Source organism: Pseudomonas sp. GW823-FHT06E10, assembly GCF_058794995.1.
Genome location: NZ_JBXAHJ010000002.1, coordinates 476,016 through 502,453, shown reverse-complemented (window position 1 = coordinate 502,453; position 26,438 = coordinate 476,016). Strand labels below are relative to the sequence as shown.

25 protein-coding genes, 1 pseudogene and 1 riboswitch are annotated in these 26,438 nt (G+C 60.3%); of the genes and pseudogenes, 15 read left to right on the top strand and 11 right to left on the bottom strand.

What is annotated here, in order from left to right:
* Window positions 1-21 precede the first annotated feature (21 nt).
* A complete protein-coding gene (locus AC1Q6Y_RS05365; RefSeq protein ID WP_057713328.1) occupies window positions 22-1,296 on the bottom strand; it encodes a uracil-xanthine permease family protein in 1,275 nt (424 codons plus the stop codon).
* 2 nt (window positions 1,297-1,298) lie between these two features.
* Window positions 1,299-1,937: a uracil phosphoribosyltransferase gene (gene upp / locus AC1Q6Y_RS05360; RefSeq protein ID WP_053159679.1), complete on the bottom strand. Its 639-nt coding sequence runs from the start codon at window positions 1,935-1,937 to the stop codon at window positions 1,299-1,301.
* 166 nt (window positions 1,938-2,103) lie between these two features.
* On the opposite strand from upp, the gene AC1Q6Y_RS05355 reads away from it, so the two are divergent.
* From AC1Q6Y_RS05355 to AC1Q6Y_RS05340, 4 genes are all read left to right on the top strand, one after another.
* Window positions 2,104-2,661, top strand: a complete 558-nt coding sequence (locus AC1Q6Y_RS05355) for a hypoxanthine-guanine phosphoribosyltransferase (RefSeq protein ID WP_007981338.1) — start codon at window positions 2,104-2,106, stop codon at window positions 2,659-2,661.
* A 3-nt stretch (window positions 2,662-2,664) separates the two neighbouring features.
* Entirely contained in the window at window positions 2,665-3,138 is a 474-nt protein-coding gene (locus tag AC1Q6Y_RS05350) for a WbuC family cupin fold metalloprotein (RefSeq protein ID WP_057713329.1), read from the top strand.
* Window positions 3,139-3,250: 112 nt separating this feature from the next.
* On the top strand, window positions 3,251-3,736 hold the full coding sequence (locus AC1Q6Y_RS05345) for a hypothetical protein (protein ID WP_407516668.1): 486 nt from the start codon (window positions 3,251-3,253) through the stop codon (window positions 3,734-3,736).
* A gap of 63 nt (window positions 3,737-3,799) precedes the next feature.
* Entirely contained in the window at window positions 3,800-4,087 is a 288-nt protein-coding gene (locus AC1Q6Y_RS05340) for a PA4642 family protein (protein WP_407516667.1), read from the top strand.
* A gap of 66 nt (window positions 4,088-4,153) precedes the next feature.
* On the opposite strand, the gene mqo is transcribed toward AC1Q6Y_RS05340, so the two are convergent.
* Both mqo and AC1Q6Y_RS05330 read right to left on the bottom strand, forming a co-directional pair.
* On the bottom strand, window positions 4,154-5,662 hold the full coding sequence (mqo, locus tag AC1Q6Y_RS05335; protein WP_154860509.1) for a malate dehydrogenase (quinone): 1,509 nt from the start codon (window positions 5,660-5,662) through the stop codon (window positions 4,154-4,156).
* Window positions 5,663-6,401: 739 nt separating this feature from the next.
* Window positions 6,402-6,641 carry a hypothetical protein gene (locus tag AC1Q6Y_RS05330; protein ID WP_057713332.1) on the bottom strand — a complete coding sequence of 80 codons (240 nt, stop codon included), beginning with the start codon at window positions 6,639-6,641 and terminating at the stop codon, window positions 6,402-6,404.
* 204 nt (window positions 6,642-6,845) lie between these two features.
* Between AC1Q6Y_RS05330 and AC1Q6Y_RS05325 the strand changes: the two genes are divergently transcribed.
* Window positions 6,846-7,430 (top strand): YajG family lipoprotein, encoded by a 585-nt coding sequence (locus tag AC1Q6Y_RS05325; protein ID WP_057713333.1) that lies wholly within the window; start codon window positions 6,846-6,848, stop codon window positions 7,428-7,430.
* 119 nt (window positions 7,431-7,549) lie between these two features.
* Here the strand turns inward: AC1Q6Y_RS05325 and AC1Q6Y_RS05320 are convergent, their stop codons facing one another.
* Window positions 7,550-7,756 (bottom strand): hypothetical protein, encoded by a 207-nt coding sequence (locus AC1Q6Y_RS05320; RefSeq protein ID WP_033052291.1) that lies wholly within the window; start codon window positions 7,754-7,756, stop codon window positions 7,550-7,552.
* A 190-nt stretch (window positions 7,757-7,946) separates the two neighbouring features.
* Between AC1Q6Y_RS05320 and AC1Q6Y_RS05315 the strand changes: the two genes are divergently transcribed.
* The gene (locus AC1Q6Y_RS05315) at window positions 7,947-8,225 is read left to right on the top strand and encodes a hypothetical protein (RefSeq protein WP_057713334.1); all 279 of its coding nucleotides are present in this window, start codon (window positions 7,947-7,949) and stop codon (window positions 8,223-8,225) included.
* Window positions 8,226-8,398: 173 nt separating this feature from the next.
* Here AC1Q6Y_RS05315 and AC1Q6Y_RS05310 read toward each other — a convergent pair whose 3' ends face one another.
* Window positions 8,399-9,565 carry a 1-acyl-sn-glycerol-3-phosphate acyltransferase gene (locus AC1Q6Y_RS05310; protein ID WP_057713335.1) on the bottom strand — a complete coding sequence of 389 codons (1,167 nt, stop codon included), beginning with the start codon at window positions 9,563-9,565 and terminating at the stop codon, window positions 8,399-8,401.
* A 139-nt stretch (window positions 9,566-9,704) separates the two neighbouring features.
* Between AC1Q6Y_RS05310 and AC1Q6Y_RS05305 the strand changes: the two genes are divergently transcribed.
* Genes AC1Q6Y_RS05305 through AC1Q6Y_RS05295 form a run of 3 tightly spaced genes read left to right on the top strand, consistent with a single transcriptional unit; the run spans window position 9,705 to window position 10,816 of the window.
* Window positions 9,705-9,887, top strand: a complete 183-nt coding sequence (locus AC1Q6Y_RS05305) for a CPXCG motif-containing cysteine-rich protein (RefSeq protein WP_102671697.1) — start codon at window positions 9,705-9,707, stop codon at window positions 9,885-9,887.
* 9 nt (window positions 9,888-9,896) lie between these two features.
* Window positions 9,897-10,157, top strand: a complete 261-nt coding sequence (locus tag AC1Q6Y_RS05300; protein ID WP_057713336.1) for a putative signal transducing protein — start codon at window positions 9,897-9,899, stop codon at window positions 10,155-10,157.
* A gap of 35 nt (window positions 10,158-10,192) precedes the next feature.
* A complete protein-coding gene (locus AC1Q6Y_RS05295) occupies window positions 10,193-10,816 on the top strand; it encodes an SOS response-associated peptidase (protein WP_046041890.1) in 624 nt (207 codons plus the stop codon).
* Between the two features lie 111 nt (window positions 10,817-10,927).
* Here the strand turns inward: AC1Q6Y_RS05295 and AC1Q6Y_RS05290 are convergent, their stop codons facing one another.
* Window positions 10,928-11,671, bottom strand: a complete 744-nt coding sequence (locus tag AC1Q6Y_RS05290) for a methyl-accepting chemotaxis protein (RefSeq protein ID WP_371918691.1) — start codon at window positions 11,669-11,671, stop codon at window positions 10,928-10,930.
* 111 nt (window positions 11,672-11,782) lie between these two features.
* Window positions 11,783-11,980 (bottom strand): annotated as a pseudogene (locus tag AC1Q6Y_RS05285) (HAMP domain-containing protein); the annotation flags it as partial.
* Window positions 11,981-13,340: 1,360 nt separating this feature from the next.
* On the opposite strand from AC1Q6Y_RS05285, the gene AC1Q6Y_RS05280 reads away from it, so the two are divergent.
* Entirely contained in the window at window positions 13,341-14,159 is an 819-nt protein-coding gene (locus AC1Q6Y_RS05280) for a M48 family metallopeptidase (protein ID WP_492624122.1), read from the top strand.
* A gap of 170 nt (window positions 14,160-14,329) precedes the next feature.
* Here the strand turns inward: AC1Q6Y_RS05280 and AC1Q6Y_RS05275 are convergent, their stop codons facing one another.
* The 3 genes from AC1Q6Y_RS05275 to AC1Q6Y_RS05265 all read right to left on the bottom strand — a co-directional run bounded on the left by AC1Q6Y_RS05275 (window position 14,330) and on the right by AC1Q6Y_RS05265 (window position 17,176).
* A complete protein-coding gene (locus tag AC1Q6Y_RS05275; RefSeq protein WP_008016665.1) occupies window positions 14,330-14,914 on the bottom strand; it encodes a TMEM165/GDT1 family protein in 585 nt (194 codons plus the stop codon).
* A gap of 89 nt (window positions 14,915-15,003) precedes the next feature.
* Window positions 15,004-15,128, bottom strand: a riboswitch (yybP-ykoY riboswitch).
* A 50-nt stretch (window positions 15,129-15,178) separates the two neighbouring features.
* Window positions 15,179-16,177 carry a methyltransferase gene (locus tag AC1Q6Y_RS05270; protein WP_492624121.1) on the bottom strand — a complete coding sequence of 333 codons (999 nt, stop codon included), beginning with the start codon at window positions 16,175-16,177 and terminating at the stop codon, window positions 15,179-15,181.
* Window positions 16,178-16,210: 33 nt separating this feature from the next.
* The gene (locus AC1Q6Y_RS05265; protein ID WP_492624120.1) at window positions 16,211-17,176 is read right to left on the bottom strand and encodes a 2-hydroxyacid dehydrogenase; all 966 of its coding nucleotides are present in this window, start codon (window positions 17,174-17,176) and stop codon (window positions 16,211-16,213) included.
* Between the two features lie 91 nt (window positions 17,177-17,267).
* Here AC1Q6Y_RS05265 and AC1Q6Y_RS05260 point away from each other — a divergent pair, with 91 nt between their 5' ends.
* From AC1Q6Y_RS05260 to AC1Q6Y_RS05240, 5 genes are all read left to right on the top strand, one after another.
* The gene (locus AC1Q6Y_RS05260; RefSeq protein WP_057713341.1) at window positions 17,268-17,897 is read left to right on the top strand and encodes a LysE family translocator; all 630 of its coding nucleotides are present in this window, start codon (window positions 17,268-17,270) and stop codon (window positions 17,895-17,897) included.
* Window positions 17,898-18,167: 270 nt separating this feature from the next.
* The gene (locus AC1Q6Y_RS05255; RefSeq protein WP_090457632.1) at window positions 18,168-19,850 is read left to right on the top strand and encodes a fatty acid--CoA ligase; all 1,683 of its coding nucleotides are present in this window, start codon (window positions 18,168-18,170) and stop codon (window positions 19,848-19,850) included.
* Window positions 19,851-20,188: 338 nt separating this feature from the next.
* Window positions 20,189-22,093: a DUF1302 domain-containing protein gene (locus AC1Q6Y_RS05250; RefSeq protein WP_057713343.1), complete on the top strand. Its 1,905-nt coding sequence runs from the start codon at window positions 20,189-20,191 to the stop codon at window positions 22,091-22,093.
* Between the two features lie 28 nt (window positions 22,094-22,121).
* Window positions 22,122-23,486 (top strand): DUF1329 domain-containing protein, encoded by a 1,365-nt coding sequence (locus AC1Q6Y_RS05245; RefSeq protein WP_057713344.1) that lies wholly within the window; start codon window positions 22,122-22,124, stop codon window positions 23,484-23,486.
* A gap of 176 nt (window positions 23,487-23,662) precedes the next feature.
* The gene (locus tag AC1Q6Y_RS05240; protein WP_492624119.1) at window positions 23,663-26,401 is read left to right on the top strand and encodes a winged helix-turn-helix domain-containing protein; all 2,739 of its coding nucleotides are present in this window, start codon (window positions 23,663-23,665) and stop codon (window positions 26,399-26,401) included.
* Window positions 26,402-26,438: the final 37 nt, after the last annotated feature.

Below are 26,438 nucleotides of genomic sequence, written 5' to 3'. Positions count from 1 at the left end.
CACAAGGTATTGCCTGAGGCTTTAGATCAGCGGTTCATTCGCCTTCTTGTGCTTCCAGCTGTCATTGCCCGGCAGGATCAGGTTCAAGCCGATCGCCACCACCGCGCACAGCGCGATACCCTTGAGGCCGAAATCGTCCGGCCCGGTGCCGGTGCCGATCAGCACGCCGCCGATCCCGAATACCAGGGTCACCGAAACAATCACCAGATTGCGCGCCTCGCCCAGATCGATCTTGTGGCGGATCAGCGTATTCATCCCCACCGCCGCAATCGAACCGAACAACAGGCACAGAATCCCGCCCATCACCGGCACCGGAATGCTTTGCAGCAGTGCGCCGAATTTACCGATGAACGCCAGGCTGATGGCGAAGATCGCCGCCCAGGTCATGATTTTCGGGTTGTAGTTCTTGGTCAGCATGACCGCGCCGGTCACTTCGGCGTAGGTGGTGTTGGGCGGGCCGCCGAACAGACCGGCCGCCGTGGTGGCGATGCCGTCGCCGAGCAGGGTGCGGTGCAGGCCGGGCTTCTTCAGGTAATCGCGACCGGTCACGCTACCCACGGCAATCACGCCGCCGATGTGTTCGATGGCCGGGGCCAGGGCCACCGGAACGATGAACAGAATCGCCTGCCAGTTGAATTCCGGTGCGGTGAAGTGCGGGATGGCGAACCACGGTGCCGCCGCAATCTTCGCGGTGTCGACCACACCGAAGTAGAACGCCATGCCAAAACCCACCAGCACGCCGGAGATGATCGGCACCAGGCGAAAGATGCCCTTGCCGAAAACCGCGACGATCAGTGTGGTCAGCAGTGCGGGCATCGAAATCATCATTGCCGTCTGGTAATGAATCAACTCACTGCCGTCACCGGCCTTGCCCATGGCCATGTTGGCGGCAATCGGCGCCATGGCCAGGCCGATCGAAATGATCACCGGCCCGATCACCACTGGCGGCAGCAGGCGGTCAATGAAACCGGTGCCTTTGATCTTCACCGCGAGGCCGAGGAAGGTGTAGACGAAACCTGCCGCCATCACGCCGCCCATGGTCGCGGCCAGGCCGAACTGGCCCTTGGCGAGAATGATCGGGGTGATGAAGGCAAAGCTCGATGCCAGGAACACCGGCACCTGACGCCCGGTGACGATCTGGAACAGGATCGTCCCCAGGCCGGCCGTGAACAGCGCCACGTTCGGGTCGAGACCGGTAATCAGCGGCATCAACACCAGGGCGCCGAAGGCCACGAACAGCATCTGTGCACCCGACAGCACCGTGCGCCAGAGCGGATCGTTGAACTCTTGCTGCATGGTCACGCGTCCTTCTGCTTGGTGCCGAAGATCTTGTCACCGGCATCGCCCAACCCTGGGATGATGTAGCCGTGTTCGTTCAGTTTTTGATCAATGGAAGCGGTGTAGATGATCACGTCCGGGTGAGCTTTTTCTACAGCGGCGATGCCTTCCGGGGCGGCAACCAGCACCATGGCGCGGATGTCCCGGCAGCCGGCCTTTTTCAGCAGGTCGATGGTGGCAACCATGGAGCTGCCGGTGGCGAGCATCGGGTCGATGATCATCGCCAGGCGTTCGTCGATTTCCGGAACCAGTTTTTCCAGGTAGGTGTGGGCCTGCAGGGTTTCTTCGTTGCGGGCAACGCCCACGGCGCTGACCTTGGCGCCCGGGATCAGGCTGAGCACGCCCTCAAGCATGCCGATGCCGGCGCGCAGGATCGGTACGACGGTTATCTTCTTGCCGGCGATTTTCTCGACCGACACTGTGCCGCACCAGCCTTCGATATCGTAGGATTCCAGCGGCAGGTCTTTGGTGGCTTCATAGGTCAGCAGCGCGCCGACTTCCTGAGCGAGCTCACGGAAATTCTTGGTGCTGATGTCTGCGCGGCGCATAAGGCCAAGTTTATGACGGATCAGCGGGTGGCGGATCTCATGGATGGGCATGGGGAAAGGCTCCGGCGGCGGGCAAAAAAACCGGCCTAGATTAATCTATCCGAGGGTGTTGTCCTATAGACATACAGTACGTTAGTCCACAAACGCTTGATCTGGCCTCGCTTGATGCGTACCTTTGCCCGCTTTTCCTGATTCCGCCACCCCTTTGGAGAGCACCATGTCTGCTGATCTCGAGCATATCCGTCAAATCATGCGAGAGGCTGACTGCCTGTACACCGAAGCTGAAGTCGAGGCGGCCATCGCCCGCGTCGGTGCACAAATCAACGAACAAATGGCCGACAGCAATCCGGTGGTGTTCTGCGTGATGAACGGCGGGCTGATTTTCTCCGGCAAGCTGCTGACCTATCTGCAGTTCCCGCTGGAAGCGTCCTACCTGCACGCCACCCGCTATCGCAACGAAACCAGCGGCGGCGATCTGTTCTGGAAAGCCAAGCCGGAAGTTTCTTTCATCGACCGTGACGTACTGATCATCGACGACATCCTCGACGAAGGTCACACCCTGGGCGCGATCATCGACTTCTGCAAGCACGCCGGTGCCCGCAAAGTGCACACCGCCGTGCTGATCGACAAAGACCACGACCGCAAGGCCCGCCCGGACCTCAAGGCCGATTTCGTCGGTTTGCCGTGCATTGACCGCTACATCTTCGGTTATGGCATGGACTACAAAGGTTACTGGCGTAACGCCAACGGGATTTTCGCCGTTAAAGGAATGTAAGACATGGATACGCCTCGCTTTCTGGATCAGACCTTGTTCGCCGAACTGGCCGGGAAAGCCGCGGCCAATCCTCGTGGGCGCCAGCACCACAATTTCCATCAGATGGAAGACGCCTGTCATCGCATGGCGGTGGGGCTGCAGCCATCCACGTATATCCCGCCTCATCGGCATTTGGGCGATAACAAGGCCGAAACCCTGTTGGTCCTCAAGGGGCGGCTGGGTGTGTTGATCTTTGACGAGGCCGGTGCGGTGTTGAGCAAGACCGTGCTGCAGGCCGGTGGGGACTGTGTTGGCGTGGACCTGCCAACCGGTGTGTTCCACGGTTTGGTGGTGCTGGAGGCCGACAGCCTGATGTTCGAATGCAAGGCCGGTCCTTACCGCCCGGTCGGTGAGGGTGAACTGGCGCATTGGGCGCCGCGCGAAGGCGAGCCGGGTGTTGCCGAGTATCAGGCCTGGATGCGCGCGCAGTTCGACTGATGCGCTTTTTGTAGGAGCGAGCTTGCTCGCGATGGTCTGTCAGGTACATTGGCGTCCTCTGACACACCATCGCGAGCAAGCTCGCTCCTACACCCGCCCTCCGGAGCCTGTCATGAGTCTTTTGATCCGCTGCTGCGCCGCCCTGTTGCTGACCCTCAGCCTGCCACTGGCCGCCGCGCCGGCGCTCATGCACAGCCAATTCCTGCCGCCGGACGATCTCACGCTGCGCGATGCCGATCCCGAGCAGCAGCAACTGATGCAGGTCACCGATTATTCGGTGGTGGTCGGCGCTCAGCGTCAATCCAATCAACAGCCGATTCCGGTCACTTCGCCGCTGATGATTCGGCTCAAGGGCAAATCCCTGAACAAGGGCGCCACCATCAGTCAGGTGCTGGTCAACTTCGATGGTGAAAGCAAAAGCCTGAAGAAGCCGGTCTACGACGATAAGAGCAAAACCCTGACCCTCTATTACCCGCTCGCTCAATACCGGGTAGTGATCGACTTGTTGCGCAACGACACGGTGTATTGCCAGTTTCTCAGCTACGCCAATGGCCATGTCTGGGCCGATCTGCACACCGGCAGCACTCGTGCGCGTTGAGCCTTGAGCTCGCGCAGGGGTAAACTGCCCGCCCCGTGAAATGTCTGCGAGCTGGAGTCGGCAATGCGTAAAGATAAAAAACAAGTGATTGGTGACGAGATCGGCGATGAGCAGATCAAGTTGTTCCTCGATTTCGAACCGGTCGACGCGACTTCTCCGTCCCTGCACAAACTGGTCAAGGCCTACCGTGGCCTGCGCATCGACGATTTCGAGCGTTTCCTGACGTTCTTCGTCGAAGCGGGTTACGACCTGAATGGCAAGGATGAGCACGGCAATGACTTCGTCGCCCTGATCAAGGATCAGCGCAACGCGCCGGACTACATTGAACTGATCGAAAAAGCTCGCGGCTGAGTAAATTTCAGCCATAAAAAAACGCCCCGCTCTCAGTGAGAACGGGGCGTTTTTTTTAAGGCCGAATCAAGCGTAGCTTTCGGTCTCGCTGCTGGCTTCAACCAGTTCCAGGGCAACGTTGTTCTGCGTGTTGATCTTGCGATACAGCGCAGCGTCGGTTTCCAGGACCTTTTCCCGGGCCGGGAAAATTTCGGCCAGTTTGGTGGCCCATTCGCCCTTGGCTTTGCCCGGGAAGCATTTTTCGATCAGCTCAAGCATGATCGAAACGGTCACCGAGGCACCTGGCGAAGCGCCGAGCAGTGCCGCCAGGGAACCGTCCTTGGCCGCGACCAGTTCGGTACCGAATTGCAGGATGCCGCCTTTCTTCGGGTCTTTCTTGATGATCTGCACCCGTTGACCGGCCACTTCCAGGCGCCAGTCTTCAGCTTTCGCCTCAGGGTAGAAGCGACGCAGGGACTCCAGGCGCTGCTCCATCGACTGCATCACTTCGCTGACCAGGTACTTGGTCAGGTCCATGTTGTTTTTTGCCACGGACAGCATCGGCCCGATGTTGCCGGCGCGAACCGACATCGGCAGGTCCATGAAGGAGCCGTGCTTGAGGAACTTGGTGGTGAAGCCGGCGTACGGTCCGAACAGCAGGGATTTCTTGCCTTCAACGACGCGGGTGTCCAGGTGCGGCACGGACATTGGTGGCGAACCCACGGCAGCCTGGCTGTAGACCTTGGCCTGGTGGTGCTTGACCACTTCCGGGTTGTCGCAACGCAGCCATTGGCCGCTGATCGGGAAGCCGCCGAAGCCTTTGCTCTCTTCGATGCCCGAGGCCTGCAGCAGCGGCAATGCCGCACCGCCTGCGCCGAGGAAAACAAACTTGGCGTCGACTTCACGGGTGTTGCCGCTGTTGACGTCCTTGATGCTGACAGTCCAGCCTCCGTTGCTGCGCTTGAGGCCGGTCACGCGCTTGCAGTACTTGACCTGGGCATCGGGTGCGCTGGTCAGGTGCTTGAGCAACTGGTTGGTCAGGGCGCCGAAGTTGACGTCGGTGCCATTGATCACGCGGGTCGCGGCGAGGGTTTCGCCAGGATCGCGACCAGGCATCATCAGCGGCATCCACTCGGCCATTTTGGCCTTGTCTTCGGTGTACTCCATGTCGGCGAAGGCGTGGTGCTTGCTCAGCACCTTGAAGCGTTCCTTGAGGAAGGACACGCCGCTGTCGCCCTGCACGAAACTCAGGTGTGGCACCGGGCTGATAAACGATTTGCACGAGCCGAACGTGCCTTTTTTGGTCAGGTACGACCAGAATTGCTTCGACACCTCGAACTGGGTGTTGATGTGCACGGCTTTCTTGATGTCGACGGCGCCATCGGCGGCCTGCGGCGTGTAGTTGAGCTCACACAGCCCGGCGTGACCGGTACCGGCGTTATTCCACGGGTTGGAACTCTCCGCGGCACCGGAATCCATCAGCTCGACGACTTCCAGCTTGATCGCGGGGTCGAGCTCTTTGAGCAGTACTGCAAGGGTGGCACTCATGATGCCGGCCCCAACCAGTACTACGTCGACTGCTTCGTTATGCGCCATTTAACGCGTCTCCAAAATCTGCAGCACCAAATTGTCGGCATGGCTGCCAGGAGTGACGGGGCGTGTCAGTGTTGCCCCAGGTACCCATGGCAGGATCGCCATGTCCGAATCTTCGCAATTTATCGCAACTTCGACGGACGCTACCTGCCAGGCCTAATGAGCCATATGAACTCATTTCAGCGCGCGGGAGGCAATTCGACTTATGGTCGATACATCCGTTTGTGCAACCAAATCCGTAGCGGACAGGCTTCAGGCTCCGGTGTTCGAGGAATACTCGGTCCTGTGTCGTTGGGCTGTTGTAGACGCTAATGGTGCATGTTCAGACGCAAAACTATTCATTTGCTCGCCACACTCTTGTGAAGTTGTGAAAACCCGTTTTTTTCACGCTCTTTTGAAGACGTGAACCTCAAAAAGGGCTGTCCCAGCCTGGCACCGTGCCCGGATGGATTGCCGCCATGGGATACAGGGCAGGCAAAACGGGCAAACAGCTCAGTGACCGAGCGTAATGACAGCTCTGCAGATTCGCGAAAAGTGGAGGTTTTGCTCAACAAAACAGCAAGCGCGCCAGCTTCACTCGATCTGTGTGGGCGGCTCTCTGTGGGCGGTGCGGGGGTGTCAATACAAGCGCATTGACGATGCTGCGAGGCCCGATCAGGAGACGTCCTTATAATCGGGGGGAGATTGTATCTAAGAAACGCAGGGAAATGGTCGTGTTTAATGACTTTTATTAGGTGTTTGGTCAGGTCGTCATCATTTGCTGTGCACGCGAGCGTGGCCGGTGCTGCTGCGAAACGACGCGAGCACCTGCAGGCAGCGGCTGATTCAGCCAGTTCAGGCGGATCTCTTCGATTTCAACCCAGCCATCGCCCATGGGCTGGAGGCTGCACTGTTTGAAGGCCTGGCAGCGGCCGTTGCGGTCGAGCAGGGCGAAGCAGCGATGCAGTGGGCGTGGCGCGAACAGAGAGATCAGATGGCGCATGGCGATATACCGTTTGGGTGTCTGCCGAGAAGATTGCCTGCAGGCCATTACGTGCAAGTGTATGGGGGGTGACATCTGCATGACAGGAACCGCGTTGCCAAGGGCTTGTCAGAGATTTCATCAAACACTGTGAGGTGCTGGTTACCCGCAGTGGCGCACCGCTATACTGCCGGCCTGTTTGTGCCTGATTCTGGAGAGAAGAGCATGTTGCAACGCCTGTTGTTCGGTTTGATCACTGTGACCAGTTTGACCCTGGTTGGCTGCGCCCACAGCCCGCAACAACTGAGCCCGGAACCCAAGTTGACGGCTCAACTGGCGCCCGTCGGCCACGGTCAGCCTGTTGTGGTGCGTGTGGTGGACGGACGTCCGTCGCCAACCCTCGGCACCCGTGGTGGCCTGTACCCGGAGACCAGCGCGATTACCGTACAAGGCGCGCAGATCCTGCCGAAGCTGCAGGCTCAGGCCGAAGCTGCCGTGCGCCTGTTGGGTTTCACCCCGACCGCTAATGCGGCGAACGCACCGCAAATCACCGTGACCCTGGCCGAGCTGAAGTATCAGTCGCCTAAAGAAGGCATGTACGTGACCGAAGCGACCATCGGCGCGACTTTCCGCTCGGATGTGCAGAACGCCAACCGTCGCTACAGCGGCCGTTATGGTGCTTCCCTGGACCAGCGCTTCGGTATGGCGCCGAACCAGGAAACCAACACCAAGCTGGTCAGCGATGTGCTCAGTGATGCGTTGACCCGCCTGTTCAAGGACCCGACTGTGGGGCAGGTTCTCGGCGAGTAATGCGAGCCCACTGTAGGAGCGAGCCTGCTCGCGATGGTCTTTAACGATTACGCGGGAAATCTGATTCCCCGCGGCGCCCTCAAGTCCATCGCGAGCAAGCTCGCTCCTACAGATCGGTTTCAGGCGGCTTGCGAGTAAAAATCCAGCACGCTCACGCCCGTCAGCAAATCCGCCTCCGGCAAATCCGCATGCTGGTGGCCACCGAGTGCGCAATACACCAGCCAGTGGCGGTCCTGAACGTTGAAGGCGAGGCTGCCGACGAGGGCTTGTTGTTCTTCGCTGGGGGTGATGAGGTAAAGACGATCCTGGTTTTCGGCGTGGAGCATGACGTGATCCGTGTCGGTTTCGAGGCGCGCATGTTCGCCGATACAGATGACGAAGCCGTGACTCAGGACAGCTATTGATCAAAAGCTTCGTTACTTGTCGGAAACAGAGGGCAGGCGCGCAGGCTTTCGGTAGAATCCGCGCCGCGGTCGCCGGTCCGGCACCTGCCACCTGTGTTACTTGAGGTTTGTGATGTCGCTGCACTTGATGACGCTGTTTACCGCCCATCCCGCCAAATTGATCAATCTGCTGGCCTTGTTCTTTGCCTTCCCCGGCGGCTGGTTGCTGCACGCCACCCGTCGTCGCGAACTGCGCGCGATGGCCAGTTTGCAGGCGCAGCGCCAGAGCAGCCCCAGCGTAGAGCCCACGCTGGACTGGGCGACCTTGCGCAAGAACCGGTTTTTCTACATCTTCGGCTTTGCCTGCATGGGCATGGCACTGCTGGTGTCGTGGATCAGTACGCAGGTCTGAGGCTGAAGTAAACCCTGTGGCGAGGGGGCTTGCCCCCGTTCGGCGGCGAAGCCGTCGTCACCTTGACAGGGACGCTGTGTCAGAGGGAAAACCTTCTTGGGTTTTAGGGCCGCTTCGCAGCCCAACGGGGGCAAGCCCCCTCGCCACAAAAAGCGCCGTCAGGCCTATACCGCTTACAGCGGCAACCCTGCCTTCACCCGGTACTGATTGCGCACCGGCGTCGCATATTGCAGCACCAGAAATGGACGATGCTCTTCAGGACAGGCGTCCAGGCGGCGTTGCCATTCTTCCTGGGCCTTGGCCAGTTCCTCGGCCGGGAACACTTCGGCGGCTTTCGGCACCTGCAACTGCGGATCGGTGTCCTTCCACTGCGCGTAAGCCAGGTAGTGCACGGGGAACAAGCGGTATCCGCTGAGGATTTGCCGGTCCATCTCGACCGCCAATTGCTTGGTGTCTTCGAACAGTTCGGTGATCGGCGCGGCAAAGTTCACATGCACCCGGCCCTTGTAGCCGGTGATGCCCTTGGCGATGCTCACGTCATCCTCACCCGGCACCTTGGTGTAGCTGCCGGTGGTGGCGCGGATGTATAGCTCGCGGGCCTTGGCCTGATCGCACGGGTCGTACTCGTAGCTGATCGACACCGGGGTCAGGTTCAGCGACTGAATGACTTCGCCGAACGGCTCGTCCTTGCGGCTCATGTGGAACATCTTGAGGATTGCCGATTCGGTACGGTCGTCACCGTCCTTGGCGCGGCCTTCGGCCTGGGCGATCCAGATCGAGGCGCAATCGTTGCGGATCGAATGATTGATGTACGCCGACAACAGCTGATAAGCCGCCATTTTTTCCCGACGTCCGCTGATCGAGCGGTGCACGATGAAGCTCTTGTTCAGGCGCATCAGGTCGCTGACGAAAGGCTTTTGCAGCAGGTTATCGCCAATGGCGATGCGTGGCGTCGGTAGGCCGGCGTGGTAGACGGCATAGTTGACGAAGGCCGGGTCCATCACGATGTCGCGGTGGTTGGCGATGAACAGATAGGCACTGCCGGACTTGAATTGCTCCACCCCGGTATAGGTGACACCGTCGGTGGCACGCTCAATGGTGTGGTCGACGTAAACCTCGACTTTGTCCTGCAGCGTGGCCACTGAGGTAATGCCGGCAAACTCACGGCGCAGCCGATGGGCTATAAGAGGTTTGAGTGCCCAGCCTAAAGCGCCGGCGAAACGCGGGAAGCGGAAGTGGGTGAGGATATCTAGAAACGCCTTGTCGCCGAGCAGCCGGTCCAGCACCGCTGGGACTTCGCTGTCGTCGTAAGGTCGGATGGCATCGAATTCGCCCATCATGCTCTCTTGTTAGAAACGGCTAGGGTAAGTAAAGGTTTTGATCGAAAACCGGCGGGGTACGGTCTGAAAAAGTAGCCAGACAAAAATAGCCCTGCAAATAGACCGGCGATTATACGCACAAGTCACTTGGGAGACCGCGATGCTGGAAACTGCGCTGTATGAATGTCCGTATTGTGGTGAGGAAGTCGAGACGACGCTGGATCTGTCCGGTGGCGATCAGACCTATATTGAAGACTGCCAGGTGTGCTGTCGGCCGATAACCTTCGTGTTGCAGGTTCATGAAGAGGAATGGCATCTCGAAGTGTTCAGCGAAAACGAGTGAGGAGCGTGTATGCAGCGCATCTACGACCCGGAAAACCTGATGGAAGGCGAGTTGCTGCAAGGCATGCTCGCCAGCGAGGGCATTGAGGCGCATCTGGTGGGGCGCGATCTGGTGGGAGCCACCGGTGAGTTGCCGATTTTCGGTTTGCTGGGTTTGGCAGTGGATAACGACCAGGCCGAATACGCCCGCGAGCTGATCACCGCGTACAATGCCGCGCTGCCGCTGTCTGGCGATGAACCGGACAGCTTCCCCGGCACGCTGGTCTGTTAGGCTGGCGTTCGTTTGATCAAGAGTCGTGTTGCCCCATGTGTGGACGTTATGCCCTGTTTCGCTGGAACCCCGCCTTCGCGGCGCTGCCCGGTTTTCCCGCCGACCAGCAGGCGCAGTGGAACATTTCCCCCAATGATTCGGTGTTGATGCTACGGGCCGAGCCAGACGGCCAGCGCACGCTGGCCCGCGCCCGCTGGGGCCTGACGCCACCCTGGCTGACCGATCTGTCCCGCACCCCGGCCCACGCCCGCGCCGAAACCGTTGCCGAACAGCCAATGTTTCGCCAGGCCTTGCGCGAGCGCCGCTGCCTGTTGCCGGCCAATGGTTTCTACGAATGGCGCGGCACGACGCGCAAGCGTCCGTATTGGCTGACACCAGGGGAGGGCTCGTCATTATTTTTTGCGGCGATCTGGGAGGCGTATCCGGTACAGGAGCAGGTGTGGCTGAGTACCGCCGTGATTACCCAGCCGGCAGCGAGCCAGCGGCGGCCGTTGATTCTTGATGAGGCGGGGCAGGCCGCGTGGCTGGATCCCGAGACGCCGCTGCATGCTTTGCAAGCATTGCTGGCCAGTGAACCTGCGGCATTGCGCGAGCGGGTCCTGGCCAACATGGTGAATGATCCGAAGCTCAATGGACCGGAGTGCCTTACTCCGGGTTGAGCTATTGGGTGGCTGAACCGGCCCCATCGCGAGCAAGCTCGCTCCCACAGGGTATTTGTGACGCCACAGATCCAATGTGGGAGCGAGCTTGCTCGCGATGGGGGCTTCGGATCAGACCCGGAACTGATTGATCAACCGCCGCTGCTGCTCAGCCAGTTTGGTCAAGTCCGCACTGGCCGCGCTCGACTCATCCGCCCCACCGGCCACTTCATTGGCCACCTGGCCGATGTTGATCACGTTGCGGTTAATGTCGTCCGCCACCGCACTTTGCTCCTCGGCCGCGCTGGCAATCTGGGTGTTCATGTCGTTGATCACCGACACTGCCTGAGTAATGGTTTCCAGTGCTTCGGCGGCCTTCGATGCGTGCAGTACGCTTTCGTCCGTGCGGTTCTGGCTGTCCTCCATGACTCGCACCACATCCCGGGTGCCTTGCTGCAGTTGCTGGATCATGGTCTGGATTTCTTCGGTGGCCTTTTGCGTCTTCTGCGCCAGGTTACGCACCTCGTCGGCCACCACGGCAAAACCTCGGCCCTGTTCACCGGCACGGGCGGCTTCGATGGCTGCGTTAAGGGCCAGCAGGTTGGTCTGCTCGGCGATCCCGCGAATGGCGGTGAGGATGGCGTTGATGTTTTCGCTGTCCTTGGCCAGGGTTTGCACCACGCCGACGGCCCGGCCGATCTCCACGGCGAGGGCACCAATGGAGTTCGAGGTGTCGCGCACGATCTGCATGCCCTGGCTGGCGGCCTGATCGGCATGGCTGGCGGCCTGTGCGGCCTGGGTCGCATTGCGCGCGACGTCCTGGGCGGTGGCGGTCATTTCCTGTACGGCGGTGGCCACTTGATCGATCTCGGCCATTTGCTTGTGCACACCGGTGTTGGTGCGGATGGCGATGTCGGCGGTGTGTTCCGACGAATCGCTGACGCTCTGCACCGAAGTCACCACTTGGGTGATCATCGCCTGCAACTTGGCCAGGAAAGTGTTGAAGCCTTTGGCGATCGAGCCCAGTTCATCGGCGCGATCGCTGGTCAGGCGTCGGGTCAGGTCGCCTTCGCCCTGGGCGATATCGTCGAGCATGGCCACCATCTGCTTGAGCGGGCGGGCGATGCCGTGGCCCACCAGCCAGATCACCAGCAAGCCGATACCGGCAATCACCAGGCCAACCATCGCCATGCCGAAGGTGTCGGATTTGCGCTGCGCGTCCAGGTCGGCCTGGAGCTTTTGCAGGTCGGCCATGACCGCATTCAGCGGCAACTGCAGCATCAGGGTCCAGCGGGCGTCGGTCTGGCCGATGCCGAAAGGCAGGTACAACTCGATCCGGCCCTGGGCCTTGTCGACGGTATAGGTGACTTCGCCGCGCTTGAGATTGGCCATGTTGGCGATCTGTTTGCTGTCGAGGATGTCGCTGACCTTCTCGCCGAATTTGCTCGGATCCTTGGTGTAGGCAACGATCCGGCCATTGCCGCCGATCAGGGCCATTTCCCCGGCGCCGCTGTAAAGCTTCTGGTTGGCGCCCAGGAGCATTTCCTGGATGAAGTTCACCGACAGGTCGGCGCCGACGATGCCCTGGAAGGCACCGTTGAGCATGATTGGCTCAATAAAGGAGGCGAGCATGACGATTTTGTCGCCCACCTTATAAGGCGCCGGGTCGATCACGCAGGATTTTTGGGTTTCTTTCGAGCACAGGTAGTACTCGCTGGCGCGCACGCCGGTGGACAGGGTTTTCTGGTCGTCGACGTCCACAAGTTTGTCCAGACCCAGGGTGCCGTCGTCGTTGCGGAACCACCAGGGCAGGAAACGCCCGTTGGCGGCGTCGATGCCGACCACTTGGGTACCGACGTAAGCCGCGTCGTTGTGATCCAGTGCGTCTTTTTCCCAGCCGATGTAGGTGCCGAGGATTTTCGGGTTCTTGACCACGTTTTCCTTGATCAGGCCGATCAGTTGCTCGCGGCTCAGGCTCAGGGCGGGCTGGCCATCGGCACCCGGTGTGCCGATCAGGGCGTTGACCCGCACCAGTCCGCCGGCAATCAGCAGCGGTGCTTCGAGTTCGCGCTGGATCTGGCTGACCTGGGTTTGCGCCAGGGACGTCAGGCGTTGTTCGATGACTTGCTCGAATTGGGCCTGGGTCCGCTCCTGGACCATGTCTTGCGTCCGGGCGCCGGAGAACAGTGCGTACACAACCAGCGCTGCCACGACACTAAGGACAATGGCGCCGGCAAGGGCCGCCACGGAAAACTGGATCGACTTGAATTTCATGGGGGCTCCGCACGCGAAAGGACGTCTGCCCAGGTGTATCGGCAGGGTGACGGGCGGGCATGAGCGTGGGCAGTTGAAAGGACCGTTTTGGCGTGCCGGATGTCGTAATTGAATCAATGAGCGGCGTGATGGGCTGCGGGTTGTCGCCGTATGTGAATTTTTTCTACGGCGATGAGAGCTTTGTTCGAATTGTGCGTCTTACGTCCATTGTATCTGGCGTCGATACATTTCCACGCTTAGGATAAACGGCATGTTTTCAGAGAGTTTTTTGATGAACAAGATTTTGGTTGTCAGTGCACTAAGCGCAGCGCTGTTGCTCACCGGCTGCCAGTCGGTCAATACCACCAGTGGCGGCGCTGTAGGCGTTGAGCGTAAGCAGTACATGTTCAGCATGTTGTCTGCGCAAGAGGTCGACCAGATGTACGCCCAGTCCTATCAGAAGACAGTGGGCGAAGCGTCCAGCAAGGGTGTGCTGGACAAGTCCAGCAATGAAGCTCGGCGGGTTCAGGCGATTGCCGACCGGCTGATTGCCCAGGCGCCGAACTTCCGTCCGGATGCGGCCCAGTGGAAGTGGGAAGTCAACCTGATCAAGAGCGATGAACTCAATGCCAACTGTGGCCCTGGCGGCAAGATCATTTTCTACACCGGGTTGATCGACAAATTGCAACTGACCGACGATGAAATCGCCGCGATTATGGGTCATGAAATCGCCCACGCCCTGCGTGAGCACGGTCGTGAAGCGATGTCCAAGGCTTACGGCATCGAAATGGCGAAGCAGGGCGCGGGTGCCTTGCTCGGGTTGGGGCAGGACAGCCTGGCCTTGGCCGATACCGTGGCCAACTACGGCATGACCTTGCCCAACAGCCGTGCCAATGAAAACGAAGCGGACCTGATCGGCCTGGAACTGGCCGCCCGCGCCGGTTACAACCCGAATGCCGCGATCACCCTGTGGAACAAGATGAGCAAGGTCTCGGAAGGTTCACCACCGGAGTTCCTGAGCACTCACCCGGCGTCGTCGAGTCGTATTGCGGCGTTGCAGGCGGCGATTCCGAAGGTCATGCCTTTGTATGAGCAGGCCAAGAAGTCTTGACTATCAGATGCTGAAAATGTGGCGAGGGGGCTCGCCCCCGTTGGGCTGCGAAGCGGCCCCATTACCTGCAGCCACAATTCAACAGTTACACCGCGGTTGCAGGATTTACGACTGCTGCGCAGCCGAACGGGGGCAAGCCCCCTCGCCACAGATTGATCTCAGTACCCGGGTCAAACCCACCCGCTGCTCTGCATCGCTTTGTACACCGCGACAATCGCCAGGATGAAGAACGCCGACGCCGCCAGTCGACGGATCAGGGTCAACGGCAATTTGTCCGCGGCAAAGTTACCGGCCAATACCACGGGCACGTTGGCAATCAGCATGCCGAGGGTGGTGCCGATGATCACCAGCCACAATTCTGGATATTGCGCAGCCAGCATCACGGTCGCGATCTGCGTCTTGTCGCCGATTTCCGCCAGGAAGAACGCGATCAGCGTGGTCAGGAACGGCCCGAACTTTCGGGCGGTGCTGGCTTCGTCGTCATCCATCTTGTCCGGGACCAGGGTCCACAGCGCCGTGGCGGCGAAGCTCGCGGCGAGGATCCAGTGCAACATCGTATCCGAGAAGAAACTGCCGACCCAGGCGCCCACTGCACCGGCGGCCGCATGGTTGGCCAGGGTCGCGGCGACGATACCGGCGATGATCGGCCAGGGCTTGCGGAAACGGGCAGCGAGAATGAGCGCGAGCAGTTGCGTCTTGTCGCCGATTTCGGCCAAGGCAACGATTGCGGTAGGTACGAGTAGTGAATCCAGCATCAGGGGTTTTCCTAAGGGGCGGGTCGACACGGCTATGACACGTACAGCCTCCCCGCCCCGGGTAAGGTGTTCGTGTCATAGGTCTTGTCAAACCCTGCAATCCATCTGATGTGGATGCTTGGGTCGCATGCGCCATGGTCTGAGGACCAAGTATGTTGACGCATGCCGGACGAGCGTGGCGCTCGTGGGAGACTACTCCCCTAGGACGGAGCGGATTCTGCCTTTGCAAAACCCATTCGGCAAGCCTTCTTTTTCAAAGAAGTTCTATCCGCGCTTGGCTCGGTAGATCCGGAAGCCCTGTCCTTCGGCCTTGATCGCGCACACACCAAGATGCTCTTCGATCAACGGTTGATACTTCAGGAAGCTGTTCGCTACCAGGCGAAGTTCGCCACCGTTTTTCAGATGTTTGGCCGCTTTTCGCAGCAAGTTCTCCGTTGCGAAATAGTCGGTGTGCACGCCGACATGGAACGGCGGATTGCTCAGGATCGCACTCAAACCCATCGGGGCGGCATCAATGCCGTCACCGGTAATCACCTCGGCTTCCAGACCATTGGCCGCCAGGGTCAGGCGACTGCTGGCAGCGGCAAAGGCATCCACATCCAGCAACGTGACCTGGTTATGCGGGTAACGACGTTTCACTGCCGCGCCCAAGACCCCTGCGCCGCAACCGAAATCGAGCAAGTGCCCGCTGGGCAGTTTGTCCAGATGTTCCAGCAACAGCGCGCTGCCGCGATCCAGGCGACCATGGCTGAACACCCCCGGCAGGCTGATGACCTTCAACGGGCCTTCGGCCAGCGGCAGTTCGTAGGTCTGCGCCAGGCTCTCCAGCGGTTTGGCTTCAGGCGCGTTGGCCACGGTGACCAGCCAGAGCTGGCAGTGGCGCGCGCTGTCGAGTTTGCGTGGCTTGCCGAACGGGTTGAGTTGTTTGGCGGCGCCTTCGATGCCGCTTTTTTTCTCGCCAACCAGGTACAGCTCGCGGCCAGCCAGCCGCGAGGCGAGGGCGTTGAGAATGTAGTCGGTCAGGTCCTTGGCCTTAGGCAGAAACACCACCGCTGTATCGAACTCGCGCTTGGGAGCATTCACACCAAAATGGCTGCGCTCGGCGAAGCGGGCGTCCAGCGCGGCCTGATCGCCGGCGTGCCAGCACCAGCCGTGAGCTTCGGGCAGACGGCCCAGCAAGTCGTCGGCGGGCAAGCCGGCCAACAACACCGAACCCTGGAATAACTCGGCCTGACGAAGCAGTACTTCACTGCGCGGATCCATAACTGCTCCTGTGAAAAAAAGTGCCGCAGTTTATCAACTGACGACCCGCAGCGCCTTACCGCTGAAGTATCCCAGTGCGTTTTCGGTCACTTGGCCAACGATTCGCTGGCGCGCTTCGCGGCTGCCCCAGGCGTTGTGCGGGGTGACGATCAGGCGCGGGATGTCATGGGCCAGCAGCGGATTGCCGTTGACGGGAGGCTCGACGCTCAGCACGTCAGTGGCGGCGCCGCCCAGATGCCCGTTGCGCAAGGCGTTGGCCAGCGCCTGTTCGTCGATCAGGCCTCCGCGGGCGGTGTTGACCACGAACGCGCCGGGTTTCATCGCGGCCAGTTCGCGGGCGCCGATGAAGTGACGGGTGTGTTCGTTGAGCGGGCAGTGCAGGGTCAGGGCATCGACTTGCGGTAGCAGTTCATCCAGTGGCAGGCGGTCCGGCCGGGCAGGGCGCCCTGGAATTTGCCCCAGCACAACGCGCATACCGAAGGCTTCAGCCAGCCGTGCGACCGCGCCGCCCAATTCGCCATGGCCCAAAAGACCAAGGGTTTTGCCTTCGAGTTCGACAATCGGGTAATCCAGCAAACAGAATTGTTTGGCTTGCTGCCAGCGGCCTTCGCCGACGGCTTTTTGATAATCGGCCAGGCGCGTGGCCAGGTTGAGCAGCAGCATGATCGTGTGCTGCGCCACCGACGGTGTGCCGTAGCCCTGGCAGTTGCACACGGTAATCCCGTGGGCGCGGGCGGCGGCGAGGTCGACATTGTTGGTGCCGGTGGCGGTGATCAGGATCAGCTTGAGATCAGGGCTGGCGGCCATGGCGGCGGCATCGATCAGGATCTTGTTGCTGATGGCGACGGTGGCACCCTTGAGGTGTTCGATGACTTGATCGGACAAGGTCTGGGCGAACAGCTGCAAATCGCTGAAACAGCTGCGCAGCGGGTCGAGGTCAAGGTCGCCGAGGTCCAGGGACGGGTGGTCGAGGAAAACGGCGCGGCGGGTGTTCGTCATCAACTGTACCTTTTGTGCAATGAACTGAAGGCGTAATCTGCCGAGCCTACCAGATGAAATAACTAGTTACGCTTGGCCTGAAGGAGCCCCCATGTACTGGACAGAGTTCTTGACCGTTGCCCTGATTCACCTGCTGGCCGTGGCCAGCCCTGGCCCGGACTTTGCCGTGGTGGTGCGCGAGAGTGTTACCCACGGGCGTCGCGCGGGCACCTGGACCGCACTGGGCGTGGGCACGGCGATTTTCCTGCACGTGGGTTACTCGCTGTTGGGTATCGGCCTGATCGTGTCCCAGTCGATCGTGCTGTTCAATGCCTTGAAATGGGCCGCCGCCGCTTACCTGCTGTACATCGGTTACAAGGCGCTGCGCGCGCAACCGGCCAAGTCTGTGGCTGACGACCTGCACAAGGAAGCCGGCGAGCGCACCGCCCGTGGTGCCTTCACTTCGGGTTTCGTCACCAACGGTCTCAATCCGAAAGCCACGCTGTTCTTCCTCTCGCTGTTCACTGTGGTGATCAACCCGCACACGCCGCTGGCCGTGCAGGCCGGGTACGGGGTTTACCTGGCGGTGGCGACAGCGACCTGGTTCTGCCTGGTGGCGATGTTGTTCAGCCAGCAGCGCGTACGCGCCGGTTTCGCCCGCATGGGGCACTGGTTCGATCGGACCATGGGCGCGGTGCTGATCGCGATTGGCGTGAAGCTCGCTTTTACCGAGATGCACTGATCAGATATCTATCCCTGTAGGAGCTCGCTCGCGATGCTCGTCAACGATAACGCTTGATATCTGACCCCCCTGCGGTAATCCCGGGTTCATCGCGAGCAATCGAGCGTCGACCGGCTGCTCCTACAGATGATCAAACCTCGCGAATGATGGCGCATCGCTATCATTCATGGGGTTCTGCAAATCATTCCTTTGGCTGATTTGGCTGACGTTCAAGGGCACTACAGTGCGTACTTTCAGTCACGACCGTGCAGTCAGATTAAAGGGATTATTATGTTGAAGACTCGCGTTATCCCCCCGGCCGAAGGCGCTTACCAGTACCCGCTGTTGATCAAACGGCTGCTGATGTCCGGTGCCCGTTATGAGAAAACCCGCGAGATCATCTACCGCGACAAGTTGCGCTATAGCTACCCGACCCTGATCGAACGGGTAGCCCGCCTGGCCAACGTGCTGACAGCGGCCGGAGTCAAGCCCGGGGATGCCGTGGGTGTGATGGACTGGGACAGCCATCGTTACCTGGAATGCATGTTCGCCATCCCGATGATCGGTGCGGTGATCCACACCATCAACGTGCGCCTGTCGCCGGAACAGATCCTCTACACCATGAACCACGCCGAGGACCGCTTTGTGCTGGTCAACAGCGAGTTCGTCGGTCTCTACAAGGCCATCGAGGGGCAACTGACCACGGTCGACAAAACCCTGCTGTTGACTGACCTGCCGGAAAAAACCGCGGACCTGCCGAATCTCGTCGGCGAATACGAACAACTGCTGGCCGCGGCGAGCCCGCAATACGACTTCGAGGATTTCGACGAAAACTCGGTCGCGACCACGTTCTATACCACCGGCACCACCGGCAACCCCAAGGGCGTGTACTTCACCCATCGGCAACTGGTGCTGCACACCATGGGCGTGTCGACCATCATGGGCGCGATCGATAGCGTGCGCCTGCTGGGCACCAACGACGTGTACATGCCGATCACCCCGATGTTCCACGTGCACGCCTGGGGCTTGCCGTATGTGGCGACCATGCTCGGGCTCAAGCAGGTGTATCCCGGCCGCTATGACCCGGAGTACCTGGTGGAGTTGTGGCGCAAGGAAAAGGTCACGTTCTCTCATTGCGTACCGACCATTTTGCAGATGGTCCTCAATGCCAAGGCCGCGCAGACCGTCGACTTCGGCGGCTGGAAAATCGTCATCGGCGGCAGCGCCCTGAACCGCACGTTGTACGAGGCGGCCAAGGCCAAAGGCATTCAGCTGACCGCCGCCTATGGCATGTCGGAAACCGGGCCACTGGTTTCGTGCGCGCACCTCAACGACGAATTGATGGCGGGTACCGAAGACGAACGCACCACTTACCGGATCAAGGCCGGCGTACCGGGGCCGCTGGTGGAGGCGGCGATCGTCGACACCGAGGGCAACTTCCTGCCCGCCGATGGCGAGACCCAGGGCGAACTGGTGTTACGCGCGCCGTGGCTGACCGAGGGGTATTTCAATGAGCCGCAGAAGGGCGCCGAGCTCTGGGCCGGAGGCTGGCTGCACACCGGTGACGTGGCGACCCTGGACAGCATGGGCGTGATCGACATTCGTGACCGGATCAAGGACGTGATCAAGACCGGTGGCGAGTGGATCTCCTCCCTGGACCTGGAAGACCTGATCAGTCGTCATGCGGCGGTACGTGAAGTAGCAGTGGTGGGGATCCCCGATCCGCAGTGGGGCGAGCGGCCGTTTGCCCTGCTGGTGCTCCGTGAGGGGCATGCAATCGGGGCACGGGAACTCAAGGAACACCTCAAGCCGTTTGTGGAGCTGGGGCACTTGAGCAAGTGGGCGATTCCGAGCCAGATCGCCCTTGTTACTGAAATTCCCAAGACCAGTGTCGGCAAGCTCGACAAGAAGCGCATTCGTGTCGACATCAGCGAATGGCAAGCCACCAACAGCACCTTCCTCTCGACGCTTTAAGCGTCACCTGGCGTGCTCGAAAGGGCACGCCAGCCCCACCAAGCAAGCGCTTGGCTTGTCAAAACGAAATTTTCAGCCATCCTTGCCGTGCCGACGGGTGTCGGACTGGCGAAAGGACTGTTCCAGAGTGGCTGGCAGCTGCAAATCACACTTTAGAGGGATCAAGCGCTACTACCTGCTGGCTATAGTCCACTCAAGGATTTTTAAGAACGGGGCAACCGCACGAACCGGGGCGATGCAACTTTGGAATGACTTTGGGATGCCATGGCTCCCGGTTATCCACAGCGTTTTTAGAAGTGCTCTTGCCATAAAAATAAAATGCACATGGAGTAGCGTCGATGACATCAGCAAACCAGTTCTGGCGCCGGGCGAAACTGCCCCTGGCTGTCAGTCTTGCCTCTACGCTCGCCGGGCCAGCATTCGGCGTCAGTTTCAACGTCGGTGAAATCGAAGGTCAGTTCGACTCATCCCTGTCGATCGGAGCCAGTTGGTCTACCGAAAGTGCCAACAAGAACCTCATCGGTGTCAACAACGGCGGCAAGGGTCTGTCCCAGACTTCTGATGACGGTCACCTGAACTTCAAGAGCGGGGAAACTTTCTCGAAGATCTTCAAGGGCATCCATGACCTTGAACTGAAATACGGCGATACCGGTGTTTTCGTCCGTGGCAAATACTGGTACGACTTTGAACTGAAGGACGAAAGCCGTCCGTTCAAGGACATCAGCGACGACAACCGCAAGGAAGGCGCCAAGTCTGCCGGCGGCCAGATCCTCGACGCCTTCGTCTACCACAACTACTCCATTGCCGATCAGCCAGGCTCCGTGCGTCTGGGCAAGCAGGTCGTGAGCTGGGGTGAAAGTACCTTCATCGGTGGTGGCATCAACTCGATCAACCCGATCGACGTGTCCGCGTTCCGCCGTCCGGGTGCCGAGATCAAGGAAGGCCTGATCCCGGTCAACATGTTCTATGTGTCCCAGAGCCTGACCGAAAACCTCTCGGCCGAAGCGTTCTACCAAATTGAATGGGACCAGACCGTTGTCGACAACTGCGGCACGTTCTTCTCCCAGCCAGACATCGTTGCCGACGGCTGCGACGACAACCTGCGCGTACTGGCCAAGCGCTCGCAAATTCCGGCCATTGCCCTGGGGCCTTTGGCCGCCAACGGCGTCGACGTCAACAATGAGGGTGTTCTGGTGCGTCGTGGCCCCGATCGCGATGCCCGCGACAGCGGCCAATGGGGCGCGTCCCTCAAGTACATGTTCGATCCGCTGGACACCGAGTTCGGCGCCTACTTCATGAATTACCACAGCCGTGCGCCGATCTTCAGCGCTACCGGTGCGCCGCAGTCGGTCTACAACACCGCAGCGGCCCTCCAGGGCGGCCCGTTCGCCGCACTGGCGCCATTGCTGGTGGCGGGTAATTCGCAGTACTTCATCGAATACCCGGAAGACATCCGCCTCTACGGCCTGAGCTTCTCCACCACCCTGCCTACCGGTACGGCGTGGAGCGGTGAGATCAGCTACCGTCCGAACGCTCCGGTGCAGCTCAACTCCACCGACATCCTGTTCTCCGGTGTCCGTCCTATAGGCAATAACAACCCGAACAACCCGTTGACCAATGCATCGCTGCTTACCGGCGTGCCGGGTCAGGACCTGCACGGGTATCGTCGCAAGGAAGTCACCCAGTTCCAGACCACCCTGACGCACTTCTTCGATCAGGTCATGGGCGCCAGCCGTCTGACCCTGGTGGGCGAAGTGGGCGTGACCCACGTTGGCGGCCTGGAAAGCACTTCCGACGTTCGTTATGGCCGCGATCCGGTCTACGGTCCGGGTGAATTGCCAGCCTCTGGCGCGCTCAATACCTGCGTGACACTCAACAACAGCACCATCAGCGGTGCCGGCCCGGGTACGCCGACCAACAACCGCAGCCGCAACTGCACCGACGAAGGCTTCACCACCGCGACTTCATGGGGCTACCGCGGTCGTGCCATCTGGGAATACAACGACGTGTTTGCCGGTGTGAACCTCAAGCCAAACGTAGCCTGGTCTCATGACGTGGAAGGCTACTCCCCTGGGCCTGGCGGTAACTTCGAGGAAGGCCGCAAGGCGGTGAGCCTGGGTGTCGACGCCGAGTACCAGAACACCTACACCGCGAGCCTGGCCTACACCAACTTCTTCGACGGCAGGTACACCACCGTGGATGACCGCGACTTCGTTGCGCTCAGCCTCGGCGTGAACTTCTAAGCACTGAATTTTCAGGACGAACGAACATATGAAAATAACAAAGAGTCTGTTCCACGCCGGTGTTCTGGGGCTTTCACTGCTGGCGACCAGCGTCATCGCAGCGGTTCCCCAGGCCGAAGCCGACAAACTGGGCAAGAGCCTGACCCCGATGGGCGCTGAAATGGCGGGTAACGCCGACGGTTCGATTCCGACCTGGAAACCGTTGCCGAAGAACGCCGGAGCGGTCGACAGCAAGGGCTTCCTGTCCGATCCGTACCCGGGTGAAAAACCGCTGTTCACCATCACGGCGCAGAACGTCGACCAGTACAAGGAAAAGCTTGCCCCGGGCCAGTACGCGATGTTCAAGCGCTACCCGGAAACCTTCAAGATGCCGGTCTATCCGTCCCACCGCGGTGCCACCGTGCCGGATGAGGTGTTCGCCTCCATCAAGAAGAACGCCACCAACACCAAACTGGTGTCCGGCGGCAACGGCCTGGAGAACTTTGAAACCGCCATTCCGTTCCCGATTCCGAAAAGCGGCGTTGAAGTCATCTGGAACCATATCACCCGCTATCGCGGGGGCAGCGTGACCCGTCTGGTAACCCAGGCCACACCACAGCCGAACGGCTCGTTCAGCCTGGTGTACTTCCAGGACCAGTTCGTGTTCCGCGACAAGATGAAGGACTACGATCCGGCGAACCCGGGCAACATCCTGTTCTACTTCAAGCAGAAAGTGACCGCGCCGGCGCGTCTGGCCGGTGGTGTACTGCTGGTTCACGAAACCCTCGACCAGGTCAAGGAGCCGCGCTCGGCATGGGTCTACAACGCCGGCCAGCGTCGTGTGCGCCGTGCGCCGCAAGTGTCCTATGACGGCCCGGGTACCGCAGCCGATGGCCTGCGTACGTCCGACAACCTGGACATGTACAACGGTGCACCGGATCGTTACGACTGGAAGCTCGAAGGCAAGAAAGAGATGTACATCGCCTCCGATGCCTACAAGCTCGACGATCCGAAGCTCAAGTACACCGACATCATCAAGGCCGGTCACATCAACCAGGACCTGGCTCGTTACGAGTTGCGTCGTGTGTGGCATGTAGTTGCCACCCTGAAGGAAGGTCAGCGTCACATCTACGCCAAGCGTGACTTCTACATTGACGAAGACACCTGGCAAGCAGCGGTCATCGATCATTACGACGGTCGCGGTCAACTGTGGCGCGTCGCCGAGGCCCATGCCGAGAACTACTACGACAAGCAAGTGCCGTGGTATGCCCTTGAAACCCTGTACGACCTGCAATCGGGTCGTTACCTGGCGCTGGGCATGAAGAACGAAGAGAAGTCGGCCTATGACTTCGGCTTCACTGCCACCACCAGCGACTTCACCCCGGCCGCCTTGCGTCAGGATGGTGTTCGCTAAAGTGAACTGAGTAGAGGCCGCACCCTCTGAAAACGCCCCGACTGGTTCGGGGCGTTTTTTTTTGCTTGTAGACTTTTTGTAGCCATTTGTAGCAATTACCTTCATTCCCTATCCGTTTACGGCTAGTCTGCGGACATCTGCAACGCCGCCACCCGCAATTCAAACAAGAGCCGGCTATGACTGATTTGTCTACATCCCCAGGTTCTGCAAACGTTGCTGTCGCGACACTCGACGGGCGCTTCTTCCGCCCGCCGTTGCCCGACGGCCATGTGCTGCGTCCACGTTTGTGCGAGCGCCTGAGTGCCGGGCTCGGTGGCAGGTTATTGCTGGTCAGCGCACCGGCAGGGTTCGGCAAGAGTTCGTTGGCGGTGGAGTTTTGTCAGGGGTTGCCGGCGCACTGGCAAAGTCTCTGGCTGGGGTTGAGCCCGCGAGACAGTGACCCGGGACGTTTTCTCGAACGCCTGCTGGAAGGCCTCCAGGACTACTTCCCGCACCTGGGCAGGCAATCGCTCGGGCTGTTGAAAATGCGCCAGCGCCATCAGCCTTTCGCATTCGAAGAATGGCTGGATGGCCTGCTCGACGAATTGGCCGAGCACTTGTCCACCGCGACGCCATTGCTGCTGGTGCTGGATGATTACCATCTGGCCCAAGGGCCGGTACTGGACCGTTGCCTGCAATTTTTCCTCAATCATCTCCCTGATGGCTTGCTGGTGATGGTCACCAGTCGCCAACGTCCCGACTGGCATCTGGCGCGGCTGCGGCTGTCGCGACAACTGCTTGAATTGCATGAACAGGATCTGCGCCTGACCCACGACGAGGCCTTGAGCCTGCTCGACCGGCACAGCAGTTCCTTGCGCGGTGAAGCACTGGAAAACCTGATCCAGCGCAGCGAAGGTTGGGTCGCGGGGTTGCGTTTCTGGCTGCTGGCCGCCTCGGAGGCGGGTACCGATGGCGCGCTGCCGCAATCGTTGCACGGCGGGGAAGGGCTGATCCGCGATTACCTGCTCGAAGAGGTCATCGATTGCCTGCCCGCCGAGGTCCAGTCGTTCCTCTACGACACGGCGCCCCAGGAGCGTTTTTGCAGCGAACTGTGCGATGCCGTTCGCGACGCCCATGACAGCGGCGAAATCCTGCGCTTCCTGCTCGCCCACCAGGTGTTCCTGGTGCCGCTGGACGAGCACGGCCACTGGTATCGTTACCACCACCTGTTTTCCGATCTGTTGCGCACGCGCCCGACTTCCCAGTCGATGGTGCCGGCCGCCAGCCTGCACCTGCGTGCCTGCCGCTGGTTCAATGCCCAGGGACTGCTCGATGAGGCCGTGGAGCAGGCCTTGCGCGCCGGTCACCTGGACGTCGCGGCGAACCTGGTGCAGAACCTCTCCGAAGAGCAACTGCTGGCCGAGCAGAATGTCGGCATGTTGCTGCGCTGGAAAATGGACTTGCCTGACAGCTTGCTGATCAGCACGCCGCGGCTGATCGTGCTCTATAGCTGGGCGTTGGGGATGGCTTGCCAACTGGATGCCGCCGAAGAGCTGGCCAGCCATTTGAGCCGTTTCCTGCCTGCTCCGTCGGCCACCGCACAGAAGTCGATGCTCGCTCAATGGCTGGCGTTGAGCGGCATCATTGCCCGTGGACGCGGCAACCGCGAACTGACGCTGCGGTACTGCCGCGAAGCGTTGGAAAGTCTTCCGTCCAAGCGTTACGGCCAGCGCCTGATGTGCCTTTCAACCCTGTCCAACCTCGCCATTGCCGACGGCGATTTGTGGCGAGCACGGGGATTGAACCGCGAATCGCTGGAGTTGGCGCAACGGGTCGGCAACCCCTTGTTCGAAGCACTGGCGCACTACGACCGCGCCCGGGTGTTGCAAGCACGCGGGGAAATCTGTCGGGCGCTGGAAGAAGTCCGTCAGGGAATGCAGCGCCTGCAGAGCTTGCCTGCGCAACGGCTATATGCAGTTCGCGCCCGGCTGACCTTGTACGAGGGCTTTTTGCTGGCCCTGCGCATGCAGCCGCAATTGGCGCGGGTGCGATTGCAGGCCGGTTTGAGCGAGGCGCGCGCCTGCCGTGACATCAGCGTGCTGATCGGCCACTGCGTGATTGCCAGGCTGGAAGGCAGCAGTGGCGAGTTCGCCAAGGCCTTTGCCGAGCTTGCCGAGGCCGAACGGCTCATGCACATCTGGGATGTGCCACCGATCTACTACCTGGCCATGATCACCCTGGTCAAATGTGAACTCTGGCTGGCCCAGGGGCGCACCGATCTGGCCGAAGCCTGGCTGGCGCGCCTGGGACAGACCTATAACGGCGAAAACGCGGCGGCACCACCGGAGTTTCACCCGCAATTGCCGTTGCATATCGAATTGCAGCAAGCCTTGCTCGACGTCATCCAGGGACAACCGATGCTGGCCGAAGGGCGTTTGAATGCACTGCTCGAACATGGCCAGCAAAGCGGTCGGCAGCTGCTCAGCGCCATGGCGCTGACCCAGAAAGTGGCGTTGTTGCTGGGTAGTGGACGGGAACCGGAAGCACGCAAGGCACTGGCCCAGGCGCTGGACGCCGCCGGCGGAGGGGTGCTGCAACCCTTCGAGGGCTTGTTGGCCGAGCACCCGGACTGGCTGCGTGGGCAGCTTCAAAGCTGTCCGCCAACCCCCGTTTCCCTGAGCCTCAGTGAAAAACTGCCGGCATTGGCTGCCCGTCCCGGGCTGGAGTCCTGTGCAGCCGCGGAGCAACTCAGCGCCCGGGAAATGGCGGTCCTGCGATTGATCGCCCAGGGCTGTTCGAACCAGGAAATCAGCGATCAGCTGTTTATTTCCCTGCACACGGTCAAGACCCACGCCAGCCATATCAATAGCAAACTCGGGGTCGAGCGGCGTACGCAGGCGGTGGCGCGAGCCAAGGAATTGGGGGTACTGGGTTAAGGATTTTTCACGTTACACATCGCGGCCATTGGCTGGA

Excerpts from the sequence above, each read along its gene's own strand:
- AC1Q6Y_RS05265 (WP_492624120.1), bottom strand. The coding sequence starts at position 17,176 with ATGACGAACACCCGCCGCGCCGTTTTCCTCGACCACCCGTCCCTGGAC.
- AC1Q6Y_RS05325 (WP_057713333.1), top strand. The coding sequence starts at position 6,846 with ATGTTGCAACGCCTGTTGTTCGGTTTGATCACTGTGACCAGTTTGACC.
- AC1Q6Y_RS05310 (WP_057713335.1), bottom strand. The coding sequence starts at position 9,565 with ATGATGGGCGAATTCGATGCCATCCGACCTTACGACGACAGCGAAGTC.
- mqo (WP_154860509.1), bottom strand. The coding sequence starts at position 5,662 with ATGGCGCATAACGAAGCAGTCGACGTAGTACTGGTTGGGGCCGGCATC.
- AC1Q6Y_RS05340 (WP_407516667.1), top strand. The coding sequence starts at position 3,800 with ATGCGTAAAGATAAAAAACAAGTGATTGGTGACGAGATCGGCGATGAG.
- AC1Q6Y_RS05300 (WP_057713336.1), top strand. The coding sequence starts at position 9,897 with ATGCAGCGCATCTACGACCCGGAAAACCTGATGGAAGGCGAGTTGCTG.
- AC1Q6Y_RS05260 (WP_057713341.1), top strand. The coding sequence starts at position 17,268 with ATGTACTGGACAGAGTTCTTGACCGTTGCCCTGATTCACCTGCTGGCC.
- AC1Q6Y_RS05350 (WP_057713329.1), top strand. The coding sequence starts at position 2,665 with ATGGATACGCCTCGCTTTCTGGATCAGACCTTGTTCGCCGAACTGGCC.
- upp (WP_053159679.1), bottom strand. The coding sequence starts at position 1,937 with ATGCCCATCCATGAGATCCGCCACCCGCTGATCCGTCATAAACTTGGC.
- AC1Q6Y_RS05345 (WP_407516668.1), top strand. The coding sequence starts at position 3,251 with ATGAGTCTTTTGATCCGCTGCTGCGCCGCCCTGTTGCTGACCCTCAGC.
- AC1Q6Y_RS05365 (WP_057713328.1), bottom strand. The coding sequence starts at position 1,296 with ATGCAGCAAGAGTTCAACGATCCGCTCTGGCGCACGGTGCTGTCGGGT.
- AC1Q6Y_RS05250 (WP_057713343.1), top strand. The coding sequence starts at position 20,189 with ATGACATCAGCAAACCAGTTCTGGCGCCGGGCGAAACTGCCCCTGGCT.
- AC1Q6Y_RS05245 (WP_057713344.1), top strand. The coding sequence starts at position 22,122 with ATGAAAATAACAAAGAGTCTGTTCCACGCCGGTGTTCTGGGGCTTTCA.
- AC1Q6Y_RS05355 (WP_007981338.1), top strand. The coding sequence starts at position 2,104 with ATGTCTGCTGATCTCGAGCATATCCGTCAAATCATGCGAGAGGCTGAC.
- AC1Q6Y_RS05295 (WP_046041890.1), top strand. The coding sequence starts at position 10,193 with ATGTGTGGACGTTATGCCCTGTTTCGCTGGAACCCCGCCTTCGCGGCG.
- AC1Q6Y_RS05320 (WP_033052291.1), bottom strand. The coding sequence starts at position 7,756 with ATGCTCCACGCCGAAAACCAGGATCGTCTTTACCTCATCACCCCCAGC.
- AC1Q6Y_RS05305 (WP_102671697.1), top strand. The coding sequence starts at position 9,705 with ATGCTGGAAACTGCGCTGTATGAATGTCCGTATTGTGGTGAGGAAGTC.
- AC1Q6Y_RS05255 (WP_090457632.1), top strand. The coding sequence starts at position 18,168 with ATGTTGAAGACTCGCGTTATCCCCCCGGCCGAAGGCGCTTACCAGTAC.
- AC1Q6Y_RS05240 (WP_492624119.1), top strand. The coding sequence starts at position 23,663 with ATGACTGATTTGTCTACATCCCCAGGTTCTGCAAACGTTGCTGTCGCG.
- AC1Q6Y_RS05275 (WP_008016665.1), bottom strand. The coding sequence starts at position 14,914 with ATGCTGGATTCACTACTCGTACCTACCGCAATCGTTGCCTTGGCCGAA.
- AC1Q6Y_RS05330 (WP_057713332.1), bottom strand. The coding sequence starts at position 6,641 with ATGCGCCATCTGATCTCTCTGTTCGCGCCACGCCCACTGCATCGCTGC.
- AC1Q6Y_RS05270 (WP_492624121.1), bottom strand. The coding sequence starts at position 16,177 with ATGGATCCGCGCAGTGAAGTACTGCTTCGTCAGGCCGAGTTATTCCAG.
- AC1Q6Y_RS05315 (WP_057713334.1), top strand. The coding sequence starts at position 7,947 with ATGTCGCTGCACTTGATGACGCTGTTTACCGCCCATCCCGCCAAATTG.
- AC1Q6Y_RS05290 (WP_371918691.1), bottom strand. The coding sequence starts at position 11,671 with ATGGCCGAGATCGATCAAGTGGCCACCGCCGTACAGGAAATGACCGCC.
- AC1Q6Y_RS05280 (WP_492624122.1), top strand. The coding sequence starts at position 13,341 with ATGAACAAGATTTTGGTTGTCAGTGCACTAAGCGCAGCGCTGTTGCTC.